Origin of the sequence: Nostoc sp. PCC 9305, from assembly GCF_963920915.1 — a bacterium.
In the GTDB taxonomy this organism is placed as follows: Bacteria; Cyanobacteriota; Cyanobacteriia; order Cyanobacteriales; family Nostocaceae; genus Nostoc.
In genome coordinates this window covers 34,760-56,004 of the sequence record NZ_CAWUDN010000001.1, presented here as the reverse complement: position 1 = coordinate 56,004, position 21,245 = coordinate 34,760, and the positions used below count along the sequence as shown (strand labels likewise).

Genomic DNA, 21,245 nt, shown 5'->3' with positions numbered 1-21,245 from the left:
ACCTTTCAGCTAGATCCACAGTCATTACTTTGACTCCTAAGTAGTTTTTTAGTCATCTTCCTTAAGAATCAACCTTGAATTCGTGTTCTAATGGATTGTCATCGGTTTTGCGGATGCTGATAGTAACAAAAACCAACTTTAAATAAAAATATCGATGACAAACTCTGTACCTTTGCCTGGCGCAGAAGAGCAGGTTAAATTACCTCCATGCTGTTCCACTACAATCGAGTAGCTAATCGATAATCCCAAACCTGTACCACTGCCCACAGGCTTAGTGGTAAAAAAAGGATTAAATATTCTCTTAAGTATTGGTTCATTCATGCCTAGACCATTGTCAGTGATGCGAATCAAAACTCTATCAGCATCCTGAATTTCGGTGCGAATGTGAATTGTCGGGAGGGAAGATGTTTCACTTGTTATTCCCCAGTCGCCAGCCCCCATTTCCAAAGTATCAATTGCATTACTCAAGATATTCATAAATACCTGATTGAGGGCACCGACATAGCAGTTAACTAAAGGCAGTTGACCATATTCCTTAATCACCGCGATCTCTGGATGCTTATCATTAGCTTGGAGTCGGTGTTGTAAAATTAACAGAGTGCTTTCAATGCCGGAGTGAATGTCTACTGGTTTAATTCCCGCTTCATCTAAGCGGGAGAAGTTACGCAGTGATTCAACAATATGTTTAATACGCTCAGTTCCAGCTTGCATTGAGTCGAATAGTTTAGGTAAATCCTCCATCAAAAACGGTAAATCAATAGACTCTGTTATAGTTTGGATCGCATCCACTGGAGTGGGATAATGTTCTTGATAAGTTTTGATGAGTTTTAATAGAGCCTGCACATAAGTTTCTGTGTGAAATAGGTTGCCATAAATGAAGTTTGTCGGATTGTTAATTTCATGAGCAACGCCTGCAACCATTTGTCCCAAAGACGACATTTTTTCTGCTTGAATTAGTTGAGCTTGAGTTTGTTGAAGATGGTCTAGGGCGAGGGTAAGTTCAGAATTTTGGTTCTCTATTTTGAGGATATTACCGTAGGAACGAAGGGAAGAAATCACCACTGTAATCAGCTTTTGCCGTGTCAGTTCTGTTTTAAGCCGATAGTCGTTAATATCGTAATCCAAAATAACCGACGCTTCCGGCGCTTCTCCAGGCTGACCTGTACGTAATATAATTCGTACTTTTTGATTGTGCAATTCTGCCCGAATATACTGAACCACTTGCAATCCAGCATCATCTGTTTCCATAACGACATCCAGCAAAATTAACGCCGTATCTGGATGCGTTTGGATTAAGTATTTTGCTTCTGTAGCAGAGTGGGCATGGAGAAACGTCAGAGGTTTGCTTTCAAAAGTGCAATCTTCGAGTGCTAGAATTGTGGCTCGATGGACTAATACATCGTCATCCACGATCAAGACTTTCCATACTGCTACAGGTGCTGGTGGAGAGTTTGAAACCGCTTGGGAACCGCTATCATTGCTTGCTTGTCCGCCATTGTCATCTGCAAAGATAAATGTATCATCGTTGTCTGCAAAGACAAAAAAAGCATCAGTTTCTGAGTTGGAAACCCCTTGATTTTCACTGGGCATATTCGATCGTCCCTAATTCTGGCGTTCATGGAGTAACCTGTGGCTCAAGTGGAAGGGTTACTATAAATAGAGTTCCCTTACCCACTTCGCTTTGCACATTGATTCTTCCGCGCAATTTTTGGGTGACTAGATTGTAGACAATATGCAATCCTAATCCTGTTCCACCGCGATGCCTTGCTGTGGTGAAAAAGGGTTCAAAAATGCGGCTGTGATACTCTTCAGGAACACCACAGCCATCATCACAGTACTGAATAATGACTCGATCGGCTTGCTGTAAAACATGAAAGTGCATTTCCCCAGCTTCTTCGGGCTGATATGCGTGCATGAGAGAGTTCATCACCAAATTGGTGACAACTTGTGCTAATGCTCCTGGATAAGTGTTAATGGTTACAGTATCATCGCCAGTTATAGTTACCGTATGTGGTGTTTTTCTTAAATTTGGTGCCAAACTAAAAAGCGTTTCTTCCAGATAAAGTTTAACCCTAATAGTGCGTCGCTCTAGGTTGGTTTGATCGACAGCAACCTGTTTGAAACTTTGCACCAACTCTGCGGCACTATTAAGGTTTGTCAAAATAATGTCTCCACATTCTTTAGCAATTTTCAGGTAGTTGGTTAAATCTGCCCGTTTCAGCTGTCCCTGCTCAACTGTGGTGATGAGAGCGGTAGTTTTATCAATCAGGGTTGATACCAGTGTGATGCTAGTCCCAACAGGAGTATTAACTTCATGAGCAACCCCTGCGACAAGGCTACCTAAAGCAGCCATTTTCTTGGATTCCACAAGTTGATCTTGAGTCGTTTTGAGTTCTTCTAAGGCTTGGGAAAGTTGTTGAGTGCGATCGCTAACTTTCTGTTCGAGAGTATTGTAGAGATTAGCATTTTCGATCGAAATGGCAGCTTGGGATGATAAGAGCTTGACAATTTCCAATCGATCTGGTGTAAATGCTTCCGCAGCCAGATTATTTTCCAGATATAAAATTCCCAGCAGTTTACCCTGATGCACGATGGGATTACACAGTAGGCTTTTGGGCTGGTGCTTCGTGATGTAGAAATCAGCCACCAGAACAGCCTCTATTCTGGCATCAGCGATGACAAGGGATTGTAGACTGCGTTTGACAATGTAAATCAGGCTGACAGGAATATCAAAACTCCGATCTATTGGCAGTGCTAGTCCAATGCTGGGTTCTTGTCCTAGTTGAGCGATCGCTTCTACTTGCAAATCATTCTCTTGCATCAACATCAGCACACATTTACTGGCTCCAGCATTGGTGATAATTGCATTGAGCAAGTTAATGAGCAATTTGTCTAATTGAATCTCCCTAGAAAGACTCTGGGAGGCTTTGAGGATAGTGGCAAAATCCAAGGCTTCAGAGATAGAAGTGCTACTGGAGCTAGATGTTTGCATTGGTTGATGAATCGTCCGGGCAGGTATAGCGAGGGTTTCTAAAGGCTGGATAATGAATTGCTTTTGTTGCAAAATCGGTTGGAGTAATTGCGGATAACGTGTTTCCAAATCATCGATTTTAGCTTTGGCATCCCAACGAGCGTAGCAGTAGTAGGCTTCTTGGATGTAGGCTTGAGCCACCTTTTCTTTACCCCAGTTGAGGTAGAATTTGGCAGCCAACTCATTGCTAAGTGCTTCTTCGTTGAGGTAGCCGTTTTCTTTAGCTGCTGCAATGGCGCGATCGTAATACTCCATTGCTTTGAGTGTATCTCCCATCACTCGCGCTGTTTCCGCTTCAACTAAATCATATTTGTGCTGGTAATTAGCAGGAGCATTATCAGCCCAGTAGCGCATGAGTTTTTGGTTGATACCTACTTGATTTAAGCAACGTTCCTGTTGGCTTTTATCGCACTCAGAATAACCTGCAAGTAAGGGCAAAGAGTAATAAAAGTTATGTCCGGCAACAAGTAGTGGGCCAAAGGCTCCATCTACAAACTTAGTGGCTTGCTCTGCATTAGTTACAGCCTGTTCATACTTTTCAAAGTTATAAAGTACAATTGTTTTAGCTACATAGATGGCAAATAGTGATTGATGATTATGAGTTTTATGAAAATGCAGTAGCATTTCCGTCTCATCAAAATCAGTACCAGTCAGGTGAAAGTGGTCAGAAGTTTGTCCGAAGAAGTTTAAAGTGAGTTGCCTCCAAATCTGGGCATAATCAAGACAATGCTTTTGTTTGAAGTTTAAAAGTAAATCAATATATTTCGCTTGCCTTTTCTCAACAGAATTTAGAGGTTCTCCAATCAGGAATAAATGCATACACTCAGCCATCATTGAATAGCTAGCGTATTCGATATCTCCGACCTCTACGCCACACTGCATACCTTCTCGTAACAATTTGAGTGTATTTCGACCATGCTCCTTGCAAGCACAGATAAAAGCACCAAAGAGCATATAAATTTTGGAGCTAAGTTCTTTGGCATGGTATTGCTCTAGTAACTCTAGAGATATTTGACCTGAGTGATAAGCAGTGTCTACATCTTTGATTACAGCACACAGAAATAAGCCATAGATTCCATAGACAAAAGCAGCCAAAGATGAATGTCCCTGCTCAAGACAAAGATGGTGCATTGTCAGCGCTACTGACGGAAACATCTCCGGTTTGACATGATGAACAGCAGGAGTAATACTAATCAGCAACCGCAGTGCAGCCAGAGATTCAGGATTGCTCATTTCTGGAATATTAGCTAAACTTGTCAACTCTGGTAGTCGCTTTAAAGAATTCTCCTTCTCTACATCAGGTAATATCAACGGAATTTTTAACTGCTCTAATGCTTTTAACCCTGTTTCAATAGCTTGAACTTGCTGATCTTGAGCAATATAAATTTGAACTTTTAGCTCATAAGTCTTAATTCTGTCTAACAGATGTGTAGTTTCTTGCAAGATCGGGTCTGCTAGACTGATAGCTTGTTCAAAGTGGGTGTTTAAATATTCTGCTTCTGCGGCTTCCTCATACAGCGCTAGCGTCAAAGCATACTGATTTTGCCAACTGTCTGCTGCTAACAATTCTATTCCTAGTTTTAAATACTGAACCGCAGCAGTGTAAGCAGTAGAAGCCTTGGCTTTTCGTCCAGCTACCAGATTTAATTCAGCTAGTTGATTACGTTCGTTCTGTTGAGTAAGTAATCCCAACCCTATGTTTAATTGACTAACAATTTGAAAAATTTTATCTTGTTGCTCGCTCGGAGAAATATTATTTAATAGTAGTTGCCCCAGCCTTAAGTGAGTAGACTGTTTCTCATCGTCAGGTATCAGGGAATAAGCAGCTTGTTGGACGCGATCGTGGGAAAACTTATAAGTAACTACTTGTGAATTTTGCTCTGCAATTGTTTGAATCTTTTGACCTATATAAAACTTATAAACTTCAGTTTGAGGTAGAATTAACCCCTCTTGTAAAGCTTTCCATAGGGCTGTTGCAGTTTCGGCTTCTGATGTTGTGGGCAAATTATTTGAGCTTGCGCCTCGTGCGATGCCAACGGCGGGCGTAGCCATCGCTAAGGTTGCTAAGTCAAATTCGTTACCAATACACGCCGCTAATTTCAAAACATCCTGGGTCGCTGTTGGCAACTTTTGCAACTGCAATGCCATGAATTCAACAACATCATCTGTTAGAGCTAACGCTTTCACTTGAGGAATATCACACTGCCAAATTCCCCGATCGAAATCAAACTGGATTAGTCCATCTTCATGCAGTGCTTTGAGAAATTGCGTACTAAAAAATGGATTCCCTTTGGTCTTTTGATATACCAGTTGAGTTAGTGCTTGTGCGACTTCTTGCGAACAACTGAGGGTATCGGCAACTAGTTGATTTAAGCTGGCTGTACTCAAAGGTGCTAGTGTAATAATATTAATTGTGACTTTGGCTTTAGCAATCTCTTCTAGTGCCAACATCAAAGGATGAGCAGTAGAAACCTCATGATTTCGGTAAGCTCCAATCAATAATAAATATCCCCTCACTGAATCATCCACTAGCAACTGCATTAACTTCAAAGATGCTGAATCTGCCCATTGCAAATCATCCAAGAAAATCACCAAAGGATGTTCTTTGGTAGTGAATACTTGGATAAAATTTTGAAAGAGTAAATTAAAGCGATTCTGTGCCGCAGTTCCAGATAAATTAGGTGATGGTAGCTGTTGACCGATAATTTGTTCTAGTTCTGGAATTACCTCAATAATAACTTGCCCATTATCACCCAGCGCTGCTAATATTTTGGTTTTCCAAGCTGATAATTGAGTATCATTTTCACGGCTCAATTGTCCCATTAAATCTCGAAACATCTGTACAAAGGCAGAAAAAGGAATATTCCGATTAAATTGGTCAAACTTACCTTTGATGAAATAGCCCCGTTGTTGGGCAATCGGCTTATGAACTTCGTTAATAATTGCTGTTTTCCCAATACCAGAAAACCCTGCGACTAACATCAGTTCTGTACTTCGGCTACGCTCAGTAACCATCTGATGATTAGTAACACGGTCAAATGCTGCTAGCAAAGTTTTGACTTCTTCTTCCCGACCATAGAGTTTTTCAGGGATAATGAAGCGATCGCTAACATCCCGTTGCCCAATGGGGAAACTTTCAATTTTGCCTGTTTCCTGAAGTTGAGACAAACAAATTTTTAAATCAGATTTCAGCCCGAATGCACTCTGATAGCGGTCTTCAGCATTTTTTGCCATCAATTTCATCACAATATCTGACAACACTTCCGGAATCTCTTCACTTTTGACTTTTGACTTTTGACTTTTAACTTCCCGAAGGGATGGTGGAAGTTTGGCAATATGGCAATGCACTAACTCCATTGGGTCGTTTAATTGAAAAGGTAATTGTCCCGTCAGTAACTCGTAAAAAGTTACGCCTAGAGAATAGAAATCAGTGCGGTAGTCTATACCGCGATTCATGCGTCCAGTTTGCTCCGGTGACAAATAGCCGAGTGTCCCTTCCAACACATTGGGGCTTTTCAGGCTTTGGGTTTCTCGTGGTAGCAGAGATGCAATACTAAAGTCAATGAGTCTGATATCGCGAGTTTCTGGATTAATCAGAATATTGGCAGGTTTAATATCTTTGTGAATAATTCGATGACGGATGAGAATATCTAATATATTGCACAGGGCGATCGCTAAGTGCAAAAATTCCATCAGGGTTGGCACAGTTCCCCATTGCTTTAGGGAAATTCCCCCAAAGTCTTCCATTATCAATGCATAGCCATTCTGGTATGTTTCCAAACTGTAGGTTTGAATGATTCCAGGTAAGTTGAGATTTTTGGCAATGGTGTATTGATTGCGAAATGACAAAAGCTCAATGAAGCTGGGATATGGATTTTTCAGCAGCTTAATGACCACAGGCTGTTGGTCAGTCTCTCGAACTGCTCGATAAACTAGGGTTCTAGAACCGTTGTAGAGTTCTTCGCTGACTTGATAGCCGGGAATGGTGACTACACTGCTAATCATAATTCTTTTGAATTTTTAAGACCTTAGCATTTAGTATTCCCAGATCCGCTCTATCATTTTTTCAAGAAGGTGCCTTTTGCCATCCATTCTTGCCGTTATCTTATCGGATTTTAAATATCAGGAAGTAAAGCTAGAACAACCGCAGACTTTTGAACGGTAGTATAGTAAATGATGTAATTATTATCTACATGAGACATGGAAGAAAATTCCTTAGCTTCAAGAACTTCAGATTCACTTACTCAGGAAGTAAAAATATTCGGTTCAGAGGAAGTAGAATTATCACTGAATGTTAATAATACATCTTACTCCTTGAAGATAGAACCTCGTGTTACATTACTAGATGCACTTCGAGAAAAGCTGGGTTTGATGGGCACTAAAAAAGCTTGCGATCGCGGTGAATGTGGTGCATGTACTGTATTAGTTAATAATCGGCGAATTAACTCTTGTATGACTCTAGCAATCATGCACATCGGTGCTGAAATTACCACAATTGAGGGATTAGCACAAGATGGTAAACTCCATCCTATGCAAACAGCCTTTATTTCCCATGATGCTTTTCAATGTGGCTACTGTACATCAGGTCAAATTATCTCAGCCGTAGGGATGATATTAGAAGAATTACCAAAATCTGAAGCAGAAATTCGAGAAAACATGAGTGGAAACCTTTGCCGTTGTGGAGCATATCCAAATATTATTGCGGCGATTCGAGATGTGCTAGAGGAAAAAGAAGATGCAGCCATTTAGTTATGCTAAAGTCACCTCAGAAGAAGTGGCGATCGCCACAGTTGAGCAAGATAAAACTGCTGCATTTATTGCTGGTGGCACAGATTTACTGGGGTTAATGAAGGATGGAGTTCAAACAGCGAATATATTAATTGATATTAATAGTTTGCCCTTAGCAGATATTGAATCTCAACCGAATGGAATCCGTATTGGTGCGATTTCTCGAATGAGTGATGTGGCTTTTCATCCCCAAATTCAGGAATGTTATCCCGTAATTAGCCAAGCTTTATTACAAAGCGCTTCGCCGCAACTGCGAAATATGGCAACAGTGGGTGGGAATTTACTGCAACGAGTCCGCTGTGGTTATTTTCGCGATCCGGTTTTTCCTTGTAATAAACGCACTCCCGGTATTGGTTGTTCGGCAATTACAGGTTACAATCGAATGCATTCCATTTTCGGAGCAAGCGAACATTGTATTGCCGTTCATCCTTCCGATTTAGCTGTAGCTTTGACGGCATTAGATGCAGTGATTTGCATCCAAGGAATAGAACAATCACAGCGAATTTCAATTCATGATTTTTATCTTTTACCAGGTGAGACACCAGCCAAAGAAACTCTATTACAGCCTGGAGAATTAATTGTTGCTATTGAAGTTGCAGATTTTGCATATAAGTCCCATTATTTAAAAGTAAGAGATCGTGCTTCTTACGAATTTGCTCTCGTTTCCGTAGCTGTTGCTTTAGATATAGAACAAGACACGATAAAATCAGCACGTATCGCTTTTGGGGGAGTAGCACCTAAACCTTGGCGTGCAAGGGATGCTGAGGAATTTCTCAAAGGGAAAGCAACTAACGAAGATATCTTTACAGCCGCAGCAGCAGCAGCCGTCAAAGAAGCAAAACCGCAAACACACAATGAATTCAAAATTGAATTAGTCAAACGCGCTTTGATCCGCGCACTCTCAGTTGTGGCAGAAAAATTATGAATAAAATTATTGGGAAACCACTCGATCGCGTTGATGGTAGGCTGAAAGTAACGGGAGAAGCACCTTACACAGCCGATGTGCCAATCGAAAATTTAACTTATGGAGTGATTTTTCAAAGCGCGATCGCCAGCGGTAAAATTATCCAAATAGACATAACGGCAGCCGCAGTTGCCCCTGGTGTAATAGATATCATTACTTACCAACAAACCCCATCTCTGGTAAAAATACCCTTCTTTGGCCCTCCACAACCTCAGTCAACTGAAAAAGACCATAATATCTACTACGATGGTCAACATCTGGGGATTGTAATTGCCCAAACTTTAGAACAAGCCGAAACTGCTGCCTCTAGGATAAAAATTATCTACGAAGAAGCCATCCCGACAGTCACAATGGCACATACAGAGATATTTGAACCCGAATCAATATTTTTTGGCACGATACCAGCTAAAATCACCAGAGGAGATGTTGAATCGGGGAAAGTACAGGCAGATGTCTTGGTAGAGCAAGTTTATACTACGCCAATAGAACATCATAATCCCCTAGAACCTTCTGCAACGATCGCAATGTGGGAGGGGGATAACTTGACGCTCTATGAAACCACTCAAGGCGTTTCTGCAACCCAAAACCGAATCGCATCTATTTTGAATATTCCCGAAGAAAATGTCCGCGTCATCTCCAAATATTTAGGCGGCGGATTTGGTTGTAAGGCGCTGCTGCGATCGCATACGATTTTAGCAGCGATCGCAGCTCGTCAAGTAAAACGCCCTGTAAAAGTAGTGTTAACGCGATCGCAAATGTACACAGCTTGCGGCCACCGTTCTGAAACTCACCAGCAGCTAACGTTAGGTGCAACCAAGGAAGGTAAACTAACCTTGATCGAGCAAATTGGGACTTCTTTAACTTCCGTGTTTGATGACTTTGCCGAACCTGTGGGTGCAGCAACAACGATGATGTACGCCTGTGCCAATTTGGAAATTAAATACCGTTTGGGACGCATCAACAGCGGCACACCAACCTTTATGCGAGGGCCAGGAGAAGCGCCGGGAATGTTTGCCTTAGAAACGGCAATGGATGAATTGGCATACACCTTAAATATCGATCCAATTGAACTAAGACTGAGAAATCATGCAGATATCGATCCTCACAAAGGATTACCTTGGTCAAGTAAATCCCTGAAAGAATGTTATCAAAAAGGGGCAGAAATTTTTGGATGGGCACAACGCAATCCAGTTCCCCGTTCCATGCGAGACAATTATTTCCTGATTGGTTGGGGAATGGCAAGTGCGACATTTCCCACCAATGCTAGAACTGCATCAGTCAAGGTAGAAATTTTTGCCACTGGAGAAGTGAAAGTACAAAGCGGTACTCAAGACATCGGGACTGGTACTTATACAGTGATGACGCAGGTAGCTGCTGAAGTATTGGGATTACCAGTGCAGTTTGAATTAGGTGATACTAATTTTCCGAAAGCCCCAATTACAGGGAACTCAATTACCGTTGGGAGTGTTTCCCCGGCGGTGCATCAAACTGCGATCGCTGCACGGGATAAGATGATTAAAATGGCGATCGGAGATGCAAATTCTTTGCTTTATGGATTGCAAGCAAAAGATATTACCGTTGAGTCAGGGCAAATATTTTCAAAACAAGACCCATCGAAGCGAGACAGTTACACTGATATTCTCCGCCGTCATGGATTAGAAAGTTTAGAAGTTACAGAGCAATCCTCACTCAACCCAGAGAGCAAAGAATATGCCAAACACTCATTTGGGGCAATATTTGTTGAAGTTGCAGTTGATGAATTGTTAGGAGAAATCAAAGTTAGACGTTGCGTAGGCGTTTATGATGCAGGGCGAATTCTCAACTTCAAGACAGCGCGGAGTCAAGTTATCGGCGGAATTACCTGGGGAATTGGTATGGCGCTGATGGAGAAAACTGTCATGGATGCTAATCAGGGCAGAATAGTTGGTGCTAATCTTTCCGATTACCTAATTCCCGTTCATGCAGATATCCCCAATATGGAAGTGCAATTTGTTGAGGAACACGATCCTTATGTAAATGCATTAGGAACCAAAAGCTTAGGGGAACTTCCGATTGTTGGGGTAGCCGCCGCCATATCTAATGCAGTTTATCATGCCACAGGTAAGCGGATTCGCGATCTGCCAATTACGCCAGATAAGTTACTGTGAGTGAATAGATTTGGAGTTTGGGCTTTAGTGCTAAATGGTATTAATGAGGCGATTTGAAGAAATTGCTGCAAATTAATAATACCTTCAGTTGGTCGATTTGTACTTTGGAAGAGTTAACCAATATTAACCAAGGTGACAGCTTCACCAGAATGAAAGATCATTAAAAGTATCACATCTGTTACTTCAAAAGCCGCATCATGCACTCTACCGACCCTATTTTATTACTCTCCTCAAATAAAATTTATTAGTCAGCGTAAACGGGCTTTTACTGTGTAGCTGCGACTTCTAGTCGCCTTGATTATTCTCTTTTCAGAGTCATTAAATAGCATTAACATGCTTGACAAAATGATGATAGTTTAAGAGACTAACTATTAAGCTGAATTATTTTTGGAAAATCATCATGCTAAAAACAAATCCTAAAATAGGAAAAAATTCTTTTTCTATTAGGTTGAATGACCTTGAGGAAAATTATTTATCTGAATTAAGCTCCGATGAAGCCTATGAAGTTATTGGAGGCTTTACAGTTAACAATGATTCAGGAAGTACAAAAAGTTTTTATACTTTTGGACAGTTTGTACAGCCGGAACGTCAAGTTTTACAACCTCAAGAAAGCGGTGATTATCAAGGAGAATATATTTTATATAGTTCTTCAAGAAGCCAATTTCAACCAACATTATCTAGGAAACTCTCTTCAACAGACGTAGTAAGTTTTCGTCTGGAAGGAGATACAGTAGTTATTGGTAGTGGAGCCGTTTTTGCCTCCGCAATTAGTCCGGTGTCTTTCTAATAAATAAAATACTCATTGTAAAAGAATGATAATAATTTTATAGAGTGGGGAGTCAGTGCTGCCAAAGGCAGCCTTGGCTCCCCTTTTTGTAATAAGCTAGATTTCCCATTCGTCATATTTCTACTTTTTTAAACTAGAACTCAATACCCTCGACTTACCTGCACAGTCTTGTTTGATACTTTCCTCGCAAATATTTCTCGGAGATGGTTGGATAATCTGCAAAATAGCGATCGCTAGTCAATAGACTTCTTGCAAAAGTCGGGGTAAAGGGGAAGGGGAAAAGGGGAAAAAAACTCAAAATCCTTTCCCTTTAACCTTTTCCCTTTTCCCTAAGAGTGCAAAAATATATTTTTGCAAGAGGTCTAATGAAATAGTAATAGTATCCTGGGTTTTAATAGTGATATTTTGGTTAGCTCGTTGGCAAGGCGTTACAGATGCACGACGAGACGCTGGCCAGTTTAAATTTAGGTTTATAAAAAATATTTTTCTTTGACCACCGTTTTATAATAATTTTTTACACGATCTCGTTTAAAATACTACAGATTCAAAGGAAAAATTTGATGAACCAGTGGCAACCTACTCCTCAACTCAGGAGATATTTGACTCAATTAGTTTCCACTTGTATTGTTAAACCTTTGCAGTTTATAAAACAGTGGTACATACAACCAATACAAAGTTGGTTCTATAGACATTCTTTGTGGAGCATTGTCTCTCTATTTTTGGCTGGAATTAGTTTGAGTATCCTGTTAGCTGCTTGCTCTTTACGTAATGTCAATTACACTGGTAATGCTAGCGCAGCTTCTCAGCCTAATGTAACCCTAACCTTTGTTTCTTACTCAGTTACTAGTGCGGCATACGAGCAGATAATTCCCAAATTTATCAAACAATGGAAGAAAGAACACAACCAAAACGTCATTTTCAATCAAAGCTATGATGCGTCAGCTTCCCAAACTCTTGCAGCGGTTATTGAGGGTAAGGAAGCTGATGTGGTACATTTGTCACTTGCCCTTGACATTAATAAACTTGTTGAAGCGGGTTTTATTCAACCAGGTTGGGAAAAAGAAGCGCCTAATAATGCAATTGTTACCAAATCTGTAGATGCGATCGCTATTCGTGAAGGTAATCCCAAAAATATCAAAACTTGGGCAGATTTGGCAAAAGATGGTGTCAAGATAGTTACAGCTAACCCCAAAACTTCTGGTGCGGCTCGTTGGAACTTCCTTAATCTCTGGGGTTCGGCGATCAATACTGGCGAAAATGACAATCAAGCAATAGACTTTATTTCCAAAGTCTATAATAATGCACCTGTGTTACCCAAAACTGCGCGGAATGCCAGCGAACTGTTCTTCAAAGATGGTCAGGGTGACGTTTTACTCAACTATGAAAAAGAGATGATTGTATCGGACAAAAATGGTAAAAAACTTCCATATATTGTACCCGATCTTAATATCTCCATCGATAATCCTGTTGCTGTTGTCGATAAAAATGTTGATAAACATGGTACTCGCTCGGTTGCAGAAGCATTTATCAAATTTCTCTACACCCCAGACTCACAACGAGAGTTTGCCAAATTGGGATTTCGTCCCGTAAACCTTGCGATCGCCAAAGAAACAGAAGCCAATTTTCCCCAAATTAAAACTATCTTCAAAGCTGAAGATTTAGGAGGATGGGACGAGATTCAGGCAAAATTCTTTGATGAAGGTACAATCTTTGACAAAATTCGAGCGAAAAAGTCAACTTAAGCTTAAAAGGGCAATAATTGGCCCTTATCTACGAGACACTAAGCTCTTTCTTCAACACCTAGCGCAATGAATCAAAAGCCCTCTAGCCCTGGCGACTAGAAGTCGCGGCTACACAGACAAAACCTGCCTATGCAGGTTAAAAACTCTTAATTTTTCTTAGTCCACGCAAGTGGACTTTGTTTGTGTAGTAGCAAATTCGATTCACCCAATACTTTTAAAACATCCTCTAATCAAGTTGAGTATTTACCATTAATTTCTATATAACCCTCTGAAAGATCGCAACCCCATACAGTTGCAGAGGCATCGCCAATATTAAGGCTAACATGAATATCTACTTTATCTTTAGACATAATTTGCCGTAACTGTTCTAGATTTCCCTCAGTTAAGCTACTAGGATAAACTTTCACATTATCAAAACTAATAATAACTTTATCTGGATTTATCTGCTGTTCATTTTCACATTTGCCTATAGCCATAGCAACTCGTCCCCAATTCGGATCTGCTCCATAAACAGCAGTTTTTACTAATGGGGAATTTACGATTGCTTTAGCTACTGTTTTAGCTTGTGCATAGTTAATCGCTGAATCTACAGTTACCTCAATTATCTTAGTAGCACCTTCTGCATCTCGTGCAATTTTCAGCACTAATTCTTGTGCAACTTCTTGCAATGCCCTAGCAAAATCTGGTTCTGAAACTTCACCGGCTATTCCATTAGCAAGAATCACAGCAGAGTCACTAGTAGAAGTGTCAGTGTCTACACTCAAGCAATTAAAGGTTTTATCTATAGTAGAGCGAAAAATAGAACGAAGGCTATTTGCAGAAATTGCAGCGTCAGTAAAAAAGAAAGTTAGGAGGGTAGCCATATTAGGCTCAATCATGCCAACACCTTTGGCAATTCCTACTAGCTTGGCATTTCCTATTTGCCGTGTAGCTAGTTTCGCTACTGTATCAGTGGTCATAATACCACGAGCGGCGGCATGAAAATCAGCATCAGTCAATTTTTTGCCAAATCCCAATAAACCAGCCCGGATTTTTTCAATAGGGTAACATCTGCCAATTACACCTGTAGAAGCTATCACAATATTATTTGCAGCAATTCCAGTTTCAGTTGCGACTAATTGCAGAACATCTTGGGCATCAGCGATGCCAATAGAACCATTAGCTACATTTGCATTTTTAGATATAATGACAATTCCTTGTGCTTGTGAATCTTTTAAATTATCGCGGCTAATAGTAACACTTGGCCCAGCAAAAAGACTTTGAGTGAATACTCCATCTGCAACACAAGGAACTGATGATTTAATAAATACAAAATCATCAGTTGTATCTCGTATTCCCAAATTAGTGATAAATGCACTAAAACCTTGAGGTGTGGAAGATATAGTTAATGACATTTTTCGATATTTAATAATTTGGTTTAATTATCTCATATCATTGTAGGGTGGGCGACACGAGAGACCTGAAATACAAGGGACGGGCAAGATGCCCATCCCACAAAACTAGCAAAATTATCCCGCAAATATGCAACACCCAATTTTTAATTTATCGAGTACTATAAATCAGTTAGTGTAAGAGTGAATGTAGTCCATCCATTGCCACTTTCTACTTCAATGTTTCCTTGCAATTGTTCGACTAATTTCTGGACTATAGATAAACCTAAACCCGAACCACCTTGATTCCAAATATCTCTATTAGGGAGACGATAAAATTTATCAAATATCCGTGGTAACTCTGTCACCGCAATTTCTGCTGAATTACTGACAGTAATAATTGTTTTTGCAGGTGCTTCCGAGGAATTGTGACTTACACTTAAGACAATTTCACCACCCGCAGGTGTGTATTTACAGGCATTATTGAGCAATTCTACTATGATGCGTTCTAAACTAATGCCATCTGACAATAGCGGCGGGAGATTTGCAGGGAGATTCGGTTGTAGAGTTTGCTGATGTTGTTGAACACGAATTTGAAACGGCTCGATAATCCAAAGTAACCACTGTTGTAAAAGCAACGCATCAGGTGTAATAACTGGATAGGATGAGCTTTCTAGCCGTTGTAAGTCTAGTAGATCGTTAACTAATTCTAGTTCGCGATCGCACTCGCTTTCCATTAATTTTAGATAGCGTTGAGCATCCTCAGTACTATTAGATAGTTGTATCATTTGAATCATCATCTTAATATTACTCAGAGGCGATCGCAGTTCGTGAGAAACTAAATTCAAAAAGTCATTTTTGAGTTGATTTATCTCTTCCCATTGCACCACAAGTTGTTCTTGCTCAATTTGCTTTTGACGCGCCTCAATCGCTCGTTTGCGCTCAGTAATATCTCGAAACACCAATACAGCACCTGTAATATTATCTTTTTCATCTTTAATCGGTGCAGCACTGTCATCAATTGGTATTTCTGCACCATCTTTATTAATCAGAATTGTTTCTGCGGGAAGATGAACGATAATACCATCTTGAAGAACTTTGATAATCGGACTTTCAATAGGATTACGAGTTTCGCCATTAGCAATATTAAATATCTCTGAGGAATTTCTACCACAAGCTTCTTCCTGTTTCCATCCAGTCAGATTTTCCGCAACCGGATTCATAAAAGTGATTAAATCTTGTAAGTCACTAGCAATCACACCATCGCTGATACTTTTTAAAAGTGCATCTAGCCATTTTTTATTAACTTTTAATTGCCTTTCCAAACCATGCTTAGTCAAAGTTATTTCAATATTTGTTTGTAGTTCTCTTTCTTTAAAAGGTTTCAGTAGGTAGCCAAACGGCTCAGTTATCTTAGCTCGTTCCAATGTATTCTCATCTGCATAAGCAGTCAAATAAATTACTGGAATATCCAAACGCTTATAGATTTCTTCAGCAGCTTCGATTCCATCCATTGAGCCTTTAAGCTTGATATCCATCAGTACTAAATCTGGAGATATTTCTATTGCTATATTGATCGCTTCTTCTCCTGAAGAAGCAATAGCAGGCACTGTGTAACCAAATTTCTTAAGCCGATATTGTAAGTCTTTGGCAACAATAGCTTCATCTTCCACAACTAAAATTTTTGCGTTTGTCATCTTTTATTGATTGTCTATTTATGGTAAAGGAAATGTCACCTGACACTCTACTCCAGTAGAGCCTGTAATATTGATTTTTCCTGCTAACTGATGGGTTAAAGCATCTACCAACTCCCATCCTAATGATGCGATGTTTTTAAAATCAAAGTTTGGTGGTAAGCCAATCCCGTTATCACTAACTATCAGCATTAAATTATTATTAAGTATTTTCTTTATTTCAATATTAATTGCACCCTTACTATCTTTAGGAAATGCATATTTTAATGAATTAGATACAAGTTCATGGATAATTAGGCTACAAGGAATTGCTGTATCTAAACCGAGAAAAATACAATTTTCGGTACTTATTGTCAAAGCGATCGCATCTTCATTGACTTCATAAACAGTAAATAAGCTTGCTACCAAATCTCGAATATATTCACCAAAATTAATCCTTGCTAAGTCTTGAGATTGATACAATTTTTCGTGAACGAGAGCCATTGATGCAATCCGCTGCTGGCTTTGTTGAAATATTGTCAAATCGTCTTTATCTTTGATATAGGCAGATTGTAGATTGAGCAGACTGGAAATAACCTGTAAATTATTTTTGACTCGATGGTAAATTTCTTTTAATAACACCTCTTTTTCTAATAGTGATGCTTTAATTTGCTCCTCCCACTGCTTGCGTTCGCGCTGCGCGGCTTTCCGTTCGCTAATGTCTTCGACCACAGAAATAAAATATTTTGGCTCACCACTAGATTCACGCATTAAAGACACAGTGAGATTAACCCAAACTATGGAATTATCTTTACGGAAATAGCGCTTTTCCATCGAGTAAGTTTGAATATTATCTGCTAAAATCTGCTCAACATATTTCAGGTTAGTATTAAGATCGTCCGGGTGAGTAATATCTTGGAAAGTTAACAACTGTAGTTCTTCGAGTGTGTAACCAAGAATATCGCAAAGCTTCTGATTAACTAACAACCAGCTTCCATCGATTGCGACATGGGCAATGCCAACAGCAGCTTGATGGAATGCAGCCCGAAATCGCTGTTCGCTCTCTCGCAATGCTTCTTCTATTCGCTGGCGTTCAGTAATTTCTGTCTGTAATGATTCGTTGATTCTTGTTAACTCTGCTGTTCTTTCCTCAACCATGCTTTCTAATTGGTTAAGTAGGCTATTTAGTCTCTCCTCTGCTTGCTTGCGATCGGTAATGTCAGTATGTGAACCTGCCATTCGTACTACATTACCATCTTCATCCCACAGTGCTTGCCCTCGATCTAAAATCCATTTATAGGTACCATCTTTACATAAAGCTCGATACTCAGTAATGTAAAACGGTGTTTTCTGAGCAAAGTGATCTTGAACCGCTTGTTTCACCCACTCAACATCGTTCGGATGCACTCGTGTCAAGCATTCATCCAAATAGTTAGAAATTTCGTGGTTTTCGTAACCGAGCATTTCTTTCCAGCGAGCCGAGAAGAAAACTTCATTGGTTTTAACATTCCAGTCCCAAATTCCATCATTATTGCCTCGCAAAGCTAATTGCCAGCGTTGTTCGCTTTCCCTCAACACCTCCTCAGTCCTTATGCGTTCAGCAATTTCTTTTGCTAGTTGGTAGTTTGCAGCCTCAAGTTGGGCAGGACTCGGTAGAGCTAGCACCTGTGGCATTAATGGCACAAGCTCTATAGCCGTTAATACGGAGACAAAAGCGGTGATAGCTTTGATTAACCCTGATAGCCAATAGGTAGGATACCAAAGCGTCCATATATCCATTAAATGAGTTGTGCCACAAGCAACTATGAATGTACCAAACATTAGGAATATCCAGCCGAAAGGCATATCTCGCCGTTTACGAACAAAATAAACCAACATCACTGGAATTGAATAATAAGCAAGTCCAGTTAACACATCTGAAATCAGATGCAACCACACCAATCCTGGTTTCCAGAGGTAGCAATGTCCGTGGGGAATAAATTGGCTAGTAGAGAAAAAATTATTTAAAAATTCCATTATAAAACCTACACATTGCACAAATCTTCACTAAAGCCTGAAGTGCGAAAGAAGAGGTTTTTAACCTCAGACCTCTTATAGATGCGTATACACCTAGAGAATGGCTCTCATATTCTCAAGGAGAACTATGTTTGGCATTTGTCAGAGTTTTACCGTACTAGTTTTAGGCTAGATCGATTATTAGCTTGAGCTTCTATATTCTGTGTTCGTCATCTTTTCTGAGTTTTTTAATCTGAATAATATAAGATTTATTAAAATTAAAATACCGCGATCGCTTTGGTTATTGTTACCGTATTTTTTCTGAAATCAACCATTTACATATATAAAAACTTCAAAAAACACAGTAATTTTTCGGTTATATAATAATCTAATTATAATCTAGCTGCATACGTGTATTTGCAGGGTAGGTCAGCACTATTAATCTGTCATAATGTTCGACAAGCCAAGGGATAAGTTGTAACTTAGAGTTAAGTAAAAGTGCGCGGTGAAAAAAATATAAACTGCGAAATACCATTTCTAGGGAGATACGTTCAATAGGCTGTCGTAGAGCGATCGCTACATCAGCACACAAGTCATTCAGACTTAAAGCGGGCGAAACGTAGCCATCGCGTTACCCCTCCCAATTAACCAACTCCCTATCCACTATCGCAATCTTCCACTGCGGATACTTTACTAACAATTTCTTGATCACAATCTGCAACGCCGGATCATCCCAACACTCGTACAAGAAATCAAACCCCAGATTCTGCCCCGAATTTCCCGCCATTTTCAGTTTCTGCATTCGCTCTGGTCGTGCATTTACCCTTGCAACAATCGCTTCATGTGACCATTTTTCAGCACTGGGGGCATCTGTGGCAGAACAATCACCTTCATGATTTGCTTTGTCTTCATCACGAGAAACCGAGTTTTCAACCTTCAACTCAGCAGAGGGACGACTCGGTTCTATTTTTTGATTTGGGATCGCTTGAGTTGAAGAAAATTCATTTTCAGCAACGGGCGCGGCGGAAAAAATGTCTTCAAGACAGTCTCTTTCTTGGATTCGTTCTGCCAGTGATCCCATGCAACCACTAGTTAGTTCTTCTCCCAAATCCTGAATCACTTCGCCTCGTTCCACATACAAAGTGCGGTATGGATCAGCATGAGCAACAATACAACCAACGCCAATTGTGTCAGGTTGAGAAGAAGCGATTTCTAGGGCAGTAATTAATTTTGTTTCCTCGCTGGTTAATTCTACCCAGTAGTCCTGTTTAATCACCTCGTATTCTTGGGCAACATTCCAAAACTCTTCCCAGCTACAACCCGGTTTAGCTACCACTGCTCTAATGTCACTAACTGCCTGGGGCAACATTGACAATTGCTCGGCTCGATATGCGATTGCTTGTGGTGTCGCCTCACTCCCCAGAATTATCGCCGCAGCTTCCAGGGCTTGGGTATTGTTCATGGCGCTGGCGAGATTCTTCAACGCCATCCCCATTAGGCGCAGACATTCTTGGGCATTTTCTTTTGGTGGTTCAACAGCTAGCGATCGCAAATCAATAGTTTTCTCTAGTGCAAGCTTTACCTGCTTATTCAACGCTTTGCTTGCCTGCTGCGTCATGGTATTCCCCCACTGCTCTTGAGGGCGTTCCTGTACGGCGTTTTCCAAATCTTGAATGCGCTGCTTGAGTTGTTGATTCTCAGCCTCCAACTGCCGTAGCGATTCCATCTCATCCAATCGTTGCTGCAACTGAATATTCTGCTCCTTCTGCTGCTTGTACAGGTTTTGAAGGGAACTGGAGAAATCTCATCATCTTAGTCAGGAGAATAATAAGATAACTGATGTAGTTCCCTTTAAAACTGAGCGTTTGCAGAAGCTAGAAGCACAACTGGCGTTCTTAGAGCAGTTTCCTGGATTTAACCCTGGTGCAGAGGATCTTAAAGCAGAACTACAACGCCAGATTGAAGAGGAAACTAATTTTTTTCAGTCTAAGCACCTTGAGGACAAGACTGTTGAGGAGATTATTCAGGTAGGCAATAACCTGGGAATTTGGCGATCGCTATCTAACAATGAGAAGGTTCAGATATATCGCCGCATTACTAAGGTAAATTGCATCGCTGCAACAAACCTGTTAAAGCTTTCACCTAGTTGACCGTTTGTAGCTTTGAGAAATTCTAACTGGCTTTTTAATAATTCAATGTCATTGAAGTTTTTCGTCGGGGCTGATAGCGGTGAAGATGTAGGGATAGGAGTTGGAGTTTGGGAAATCACCAAATCCCACAGGTGAGGTAAATCAATTGAGGGCAGCCAATCCATAGATATTTTGTTTATAGCAATTATTTATTTAATCATGTGCGATCGCATTACTCCATCAATCCAACTCTAACTAAAAGCGATCGCACAATCCACTCCAACTTTAACTAAATCCCGAATGTATTTCCATCCCCGTGAGGGGTAATGATTTGAAAACTCCCATAAACCTTGCAGCTGGTACTACCAATCCCGAAGCGGGTTTCCATCCCCGTGAGGGGTAATGATTTTAAAACCGCCGCCCTTTTCAAGCACTTCTCCAAACAAGGGGAAGGAGTTTCCATCCCCGTGAGGGGTAATGATTTTAAAACTAAGCGGAAGTTTTTCTGTAGAAAATTTAACTCCCGAGTTTCCATCCCCGTGAGGGGTAATGATTTTAAAACGCTACCCTTCTAGAACACTTACTATGACTGGGTTTGAAATTGCCATTTTAGCGGGGG

Annotated in this window: 12 protein-coding genes; 6 read left to right on the top strand and 6 right to left on the bottom strand. The window is 40.4% G+C overall.

The annotated features are described in order from the left end of the window. Positions 1-138: 138 nt before the first annotated feature. Both ACM0OX_RS00225 and ACM0OX_RS00220 read right to left on the bottom strand, forming a co-directional pair. Positions 139-1,590: an ATP-binding protein gene (locus tag ACM0OX_RS00225; protein WP_414512085.1), complete on the bottom strand. Its 1,452-nt coding sequence runs from the start codon at positions 1,588-1,590 to the stop codon at positions 139-141. A 25-nt stretch (positions 1,591-1,615) separates the two neighbouring features. Further along, the gene (locus tag ACM0OX_RS00220) at positions 1,616-7,036 is read right to left on the bottom strand and encodes an AAA family ATPase (protein WP_414512084.1); all 5,421 of its coding nucleotides are present in this window, start codon (positions 7,034-7,036) and stop codon (positions 1,616-1,618) included. A gap of 195 nt (positions 7,037-7,231) precedes the next feature. Between ACM0OX_RS00220 and ACM0OX_RS00215 the strand changes: the two genes are divergently transcribed. From ACM0OX_RS00215 to ACM0OX_RS00195, 5 genes are all read left to right on the top strand, one after another. After that, positions 7,232-7,780, top strand: coding sequence for a (2Fe-2S)-binding protein (locus tag ACM0OX_RS00215; protein ID WP_414512082.1), 549 nt, complete (start codon positions 7,232-7,234; stop codon positions 7,778-7,780). Then, positions 7,767-8,744, top strand: coding sequence for an FAD binding domain-containing protein (locus tag ACM0OX_RS00210; RefSeq protein WP_414512081.1), 978 nt, complete (start codon positions 7,767-7,769; stop codon positions 8,742-8,744). Before ACM0OX_RS00215 ends, ACM0OX_RS00210 begins: the two co-directional genes overlap by 14 nt. Next, positions 8,741-10,930, top strand: a complete 2,190-nt coding sequence (locus ACM0OX_RS00205) for a xanthine dehydrogenase family protein molybdopterin-binding subunit (RefSeq protein WP_414512079.1) — start codon at positions 8,741-8,743, stop codon at positions 10,928-10,930. Before ACM0OX_RS00210 ends, ACM0OX_RS00205 begins: the two co-directional genes overlap by 4 nt. Before the next feature lie 400 nt (positions 10,931-11,330). After that, positions 11,331-11,717: a hypothetical protein gene (locus ACM0OX_RS00200; protein ID WP_414512077.1), complete on the top strand. Its 387-nt coding sequence runs from the start codon at positions 11,331-11,333 to the stop codon at positions 11,715-11,717. A gap of 560 nt (positions 11,718-12,277) precedes the next feature. Then, positions 12,278-13,459 (top strand): sulfate ABC transporter substrate-binding protein, encoded by a 1,182-nt coding sequence (locus ACM0OX_RS00195; protein ID WP_414512075.1) that lies wholly within the window; start codon positions 12,278-12,280, stop codon positions 13,457-13,459. A 230-nt stretch (positions 13,460-13,689) separates the two neighbouring features. Here the strand turns inward: ACM0OX_RS00195 and argJ are convergent, their stop codons facing one another. The 4 genes from argJ to ACM0OX_RS00175 all read right to left on the bottom strand — a co-directional run bounded on the left by argJ (position 13,690) and on the right by ACM0OX_RS00175 (position 20,244). After that, on the bottom strand, positions 13,690-14,853 hold the full coding sequence (gene argJ, locus ACM0OX_RS00190) for a bifunctional glutamate N-acetyltransferase/amino-acid acetyltransferase ArgJ (RefSeq protein ID WP_414512073.1): 1,164 nt from the start codon (positions 14,851-14,853) through the stop codon (positions 13,690-13,692). Between the two features lie 158 nt (positions 14,854-15,011). Continuing rightward, positions 15,012-16,526, bottom strand: coding sequence for a response regulator (locus ACM0OX_RS00185; protein ID WP_414512071.1), 1,515 nt, complete (start codon positions 16,524-16,526; stop codon positions 15,012-15,014). Positions 16,527-16,544: 18 nt separating this feature from the next. Beyond that, on the bottom strand, positions 16,545-18,518 hold the full coding sequence (locus tag ACM0OX_RS00180; RefSeq protein ID WP_414512069.1) for a PAS domain S-box protein: 1,974 nt from the start codon (positions 18,516-18,518) through the stop codon (positions 16,545-16,547). Positions 18,519-19,128: 610 nt separating this feature from the next. Beyond that, a complete protein-coding gene (locus tag ACM0OX_RS00175; RefSeq protein ID WP_414512068.1) occupies positions 19,129-20,244 on the bottom strand; it encodes a hypothetical protein in 1,116 nt (371 codons plus the stop codon). A gap of 118 nt (positions 20,245-20,362) precedes the next feature. Here ACM0OX_RS00175 and ACM0OX_RS00170 point away from each other — a divergent pair, with 118 nt between their 5' ends. Then, entirely contained in the window at positions 20,363-20,647 is a 285-nt protein-coding gene (locus ACM0OX_RS00170) for a hypothetical protein (RefSeq protein WP_414512066.1), read from the top strand. Positions 20,648-21,245: the final 598 nt, after the last annotated feature.

Excerpts from the sequence above, each read along its gene's own strand:
- ACM0OX_RS00225 (WP_414512085.1), bottom strand. The coding sequence starts at position 1,590 with ATGCCCAGTGAAAATCAAGGGGTTTCCAACTCAGAAACTGATGCTTTT.
- ACM0OX_RS00220 (WP_414512084.1), bottom strand. The coding sequence starts at position 7,036 with ATGATTAGCAGTGTAGTCACCATTCCCGGCTATCAAGTCAGCGAAGAA.
- ACM0OX_RS00215 (WP_414512082.1), top strand. The coding sequence starts at position 7,232 with ATGGAAGAAAATTCCTTAGCTTCAAGAACTTCAGATTCACTTACTCAG.
- ACM0OX_RS00210 (WP_414512081.1), top strand. The coding sequence starts at position 7,767 with ATGCAGCCATTTAGTTATGCTAAAGTCACCTCAGAAGAAGTGGCGATC.
- ACM0OX_RS00205 (WP_414512079.1), top strand. The coding sequence starts at position 8,741 with ATGAATAAAATTATTGGGAAACCACTCGATCGCGTTGATGGTAGGCTG.
- ACM0OX_RS00200 (WP_414512077.1), top strand. The coding sequence starts at position 11,331 with ATGCTAAAAACAAATCCTAAAATAGGAAAAAATTCTTTTTCTATTAGG.
- ACM0OX_RS00195 (WP_414512075.1), top strand. The coding sequence starts at position 12,278 with ATGAACCAGTGGCAACCTACTCCTCAACTCAGGAGATATTTGACTCAA.
- argJ (WP_414512073.1), bottom strand. The coding sequence starts at position 14,853 with ATGTCATTAACTATATCTTCCACACCTCAAGGTTTTAGTGCATTTATC.
- ACM0OX_RS00185 (WP_414512071.1), bottom strand. The coding sequence starts at position 16,526 with ATGACAAACGCAAAAATTTTAGTTGTGGAAGATGAAGCTATTGTTGCC.
- ACM0OX_RS00180 (WP_414512069.1), bottom strand. The coding sequence starts at position 18,518 with ATGGAATTTTTAAATAATTTTTTCTCTACTAGCCAATTTATTCCCCAC.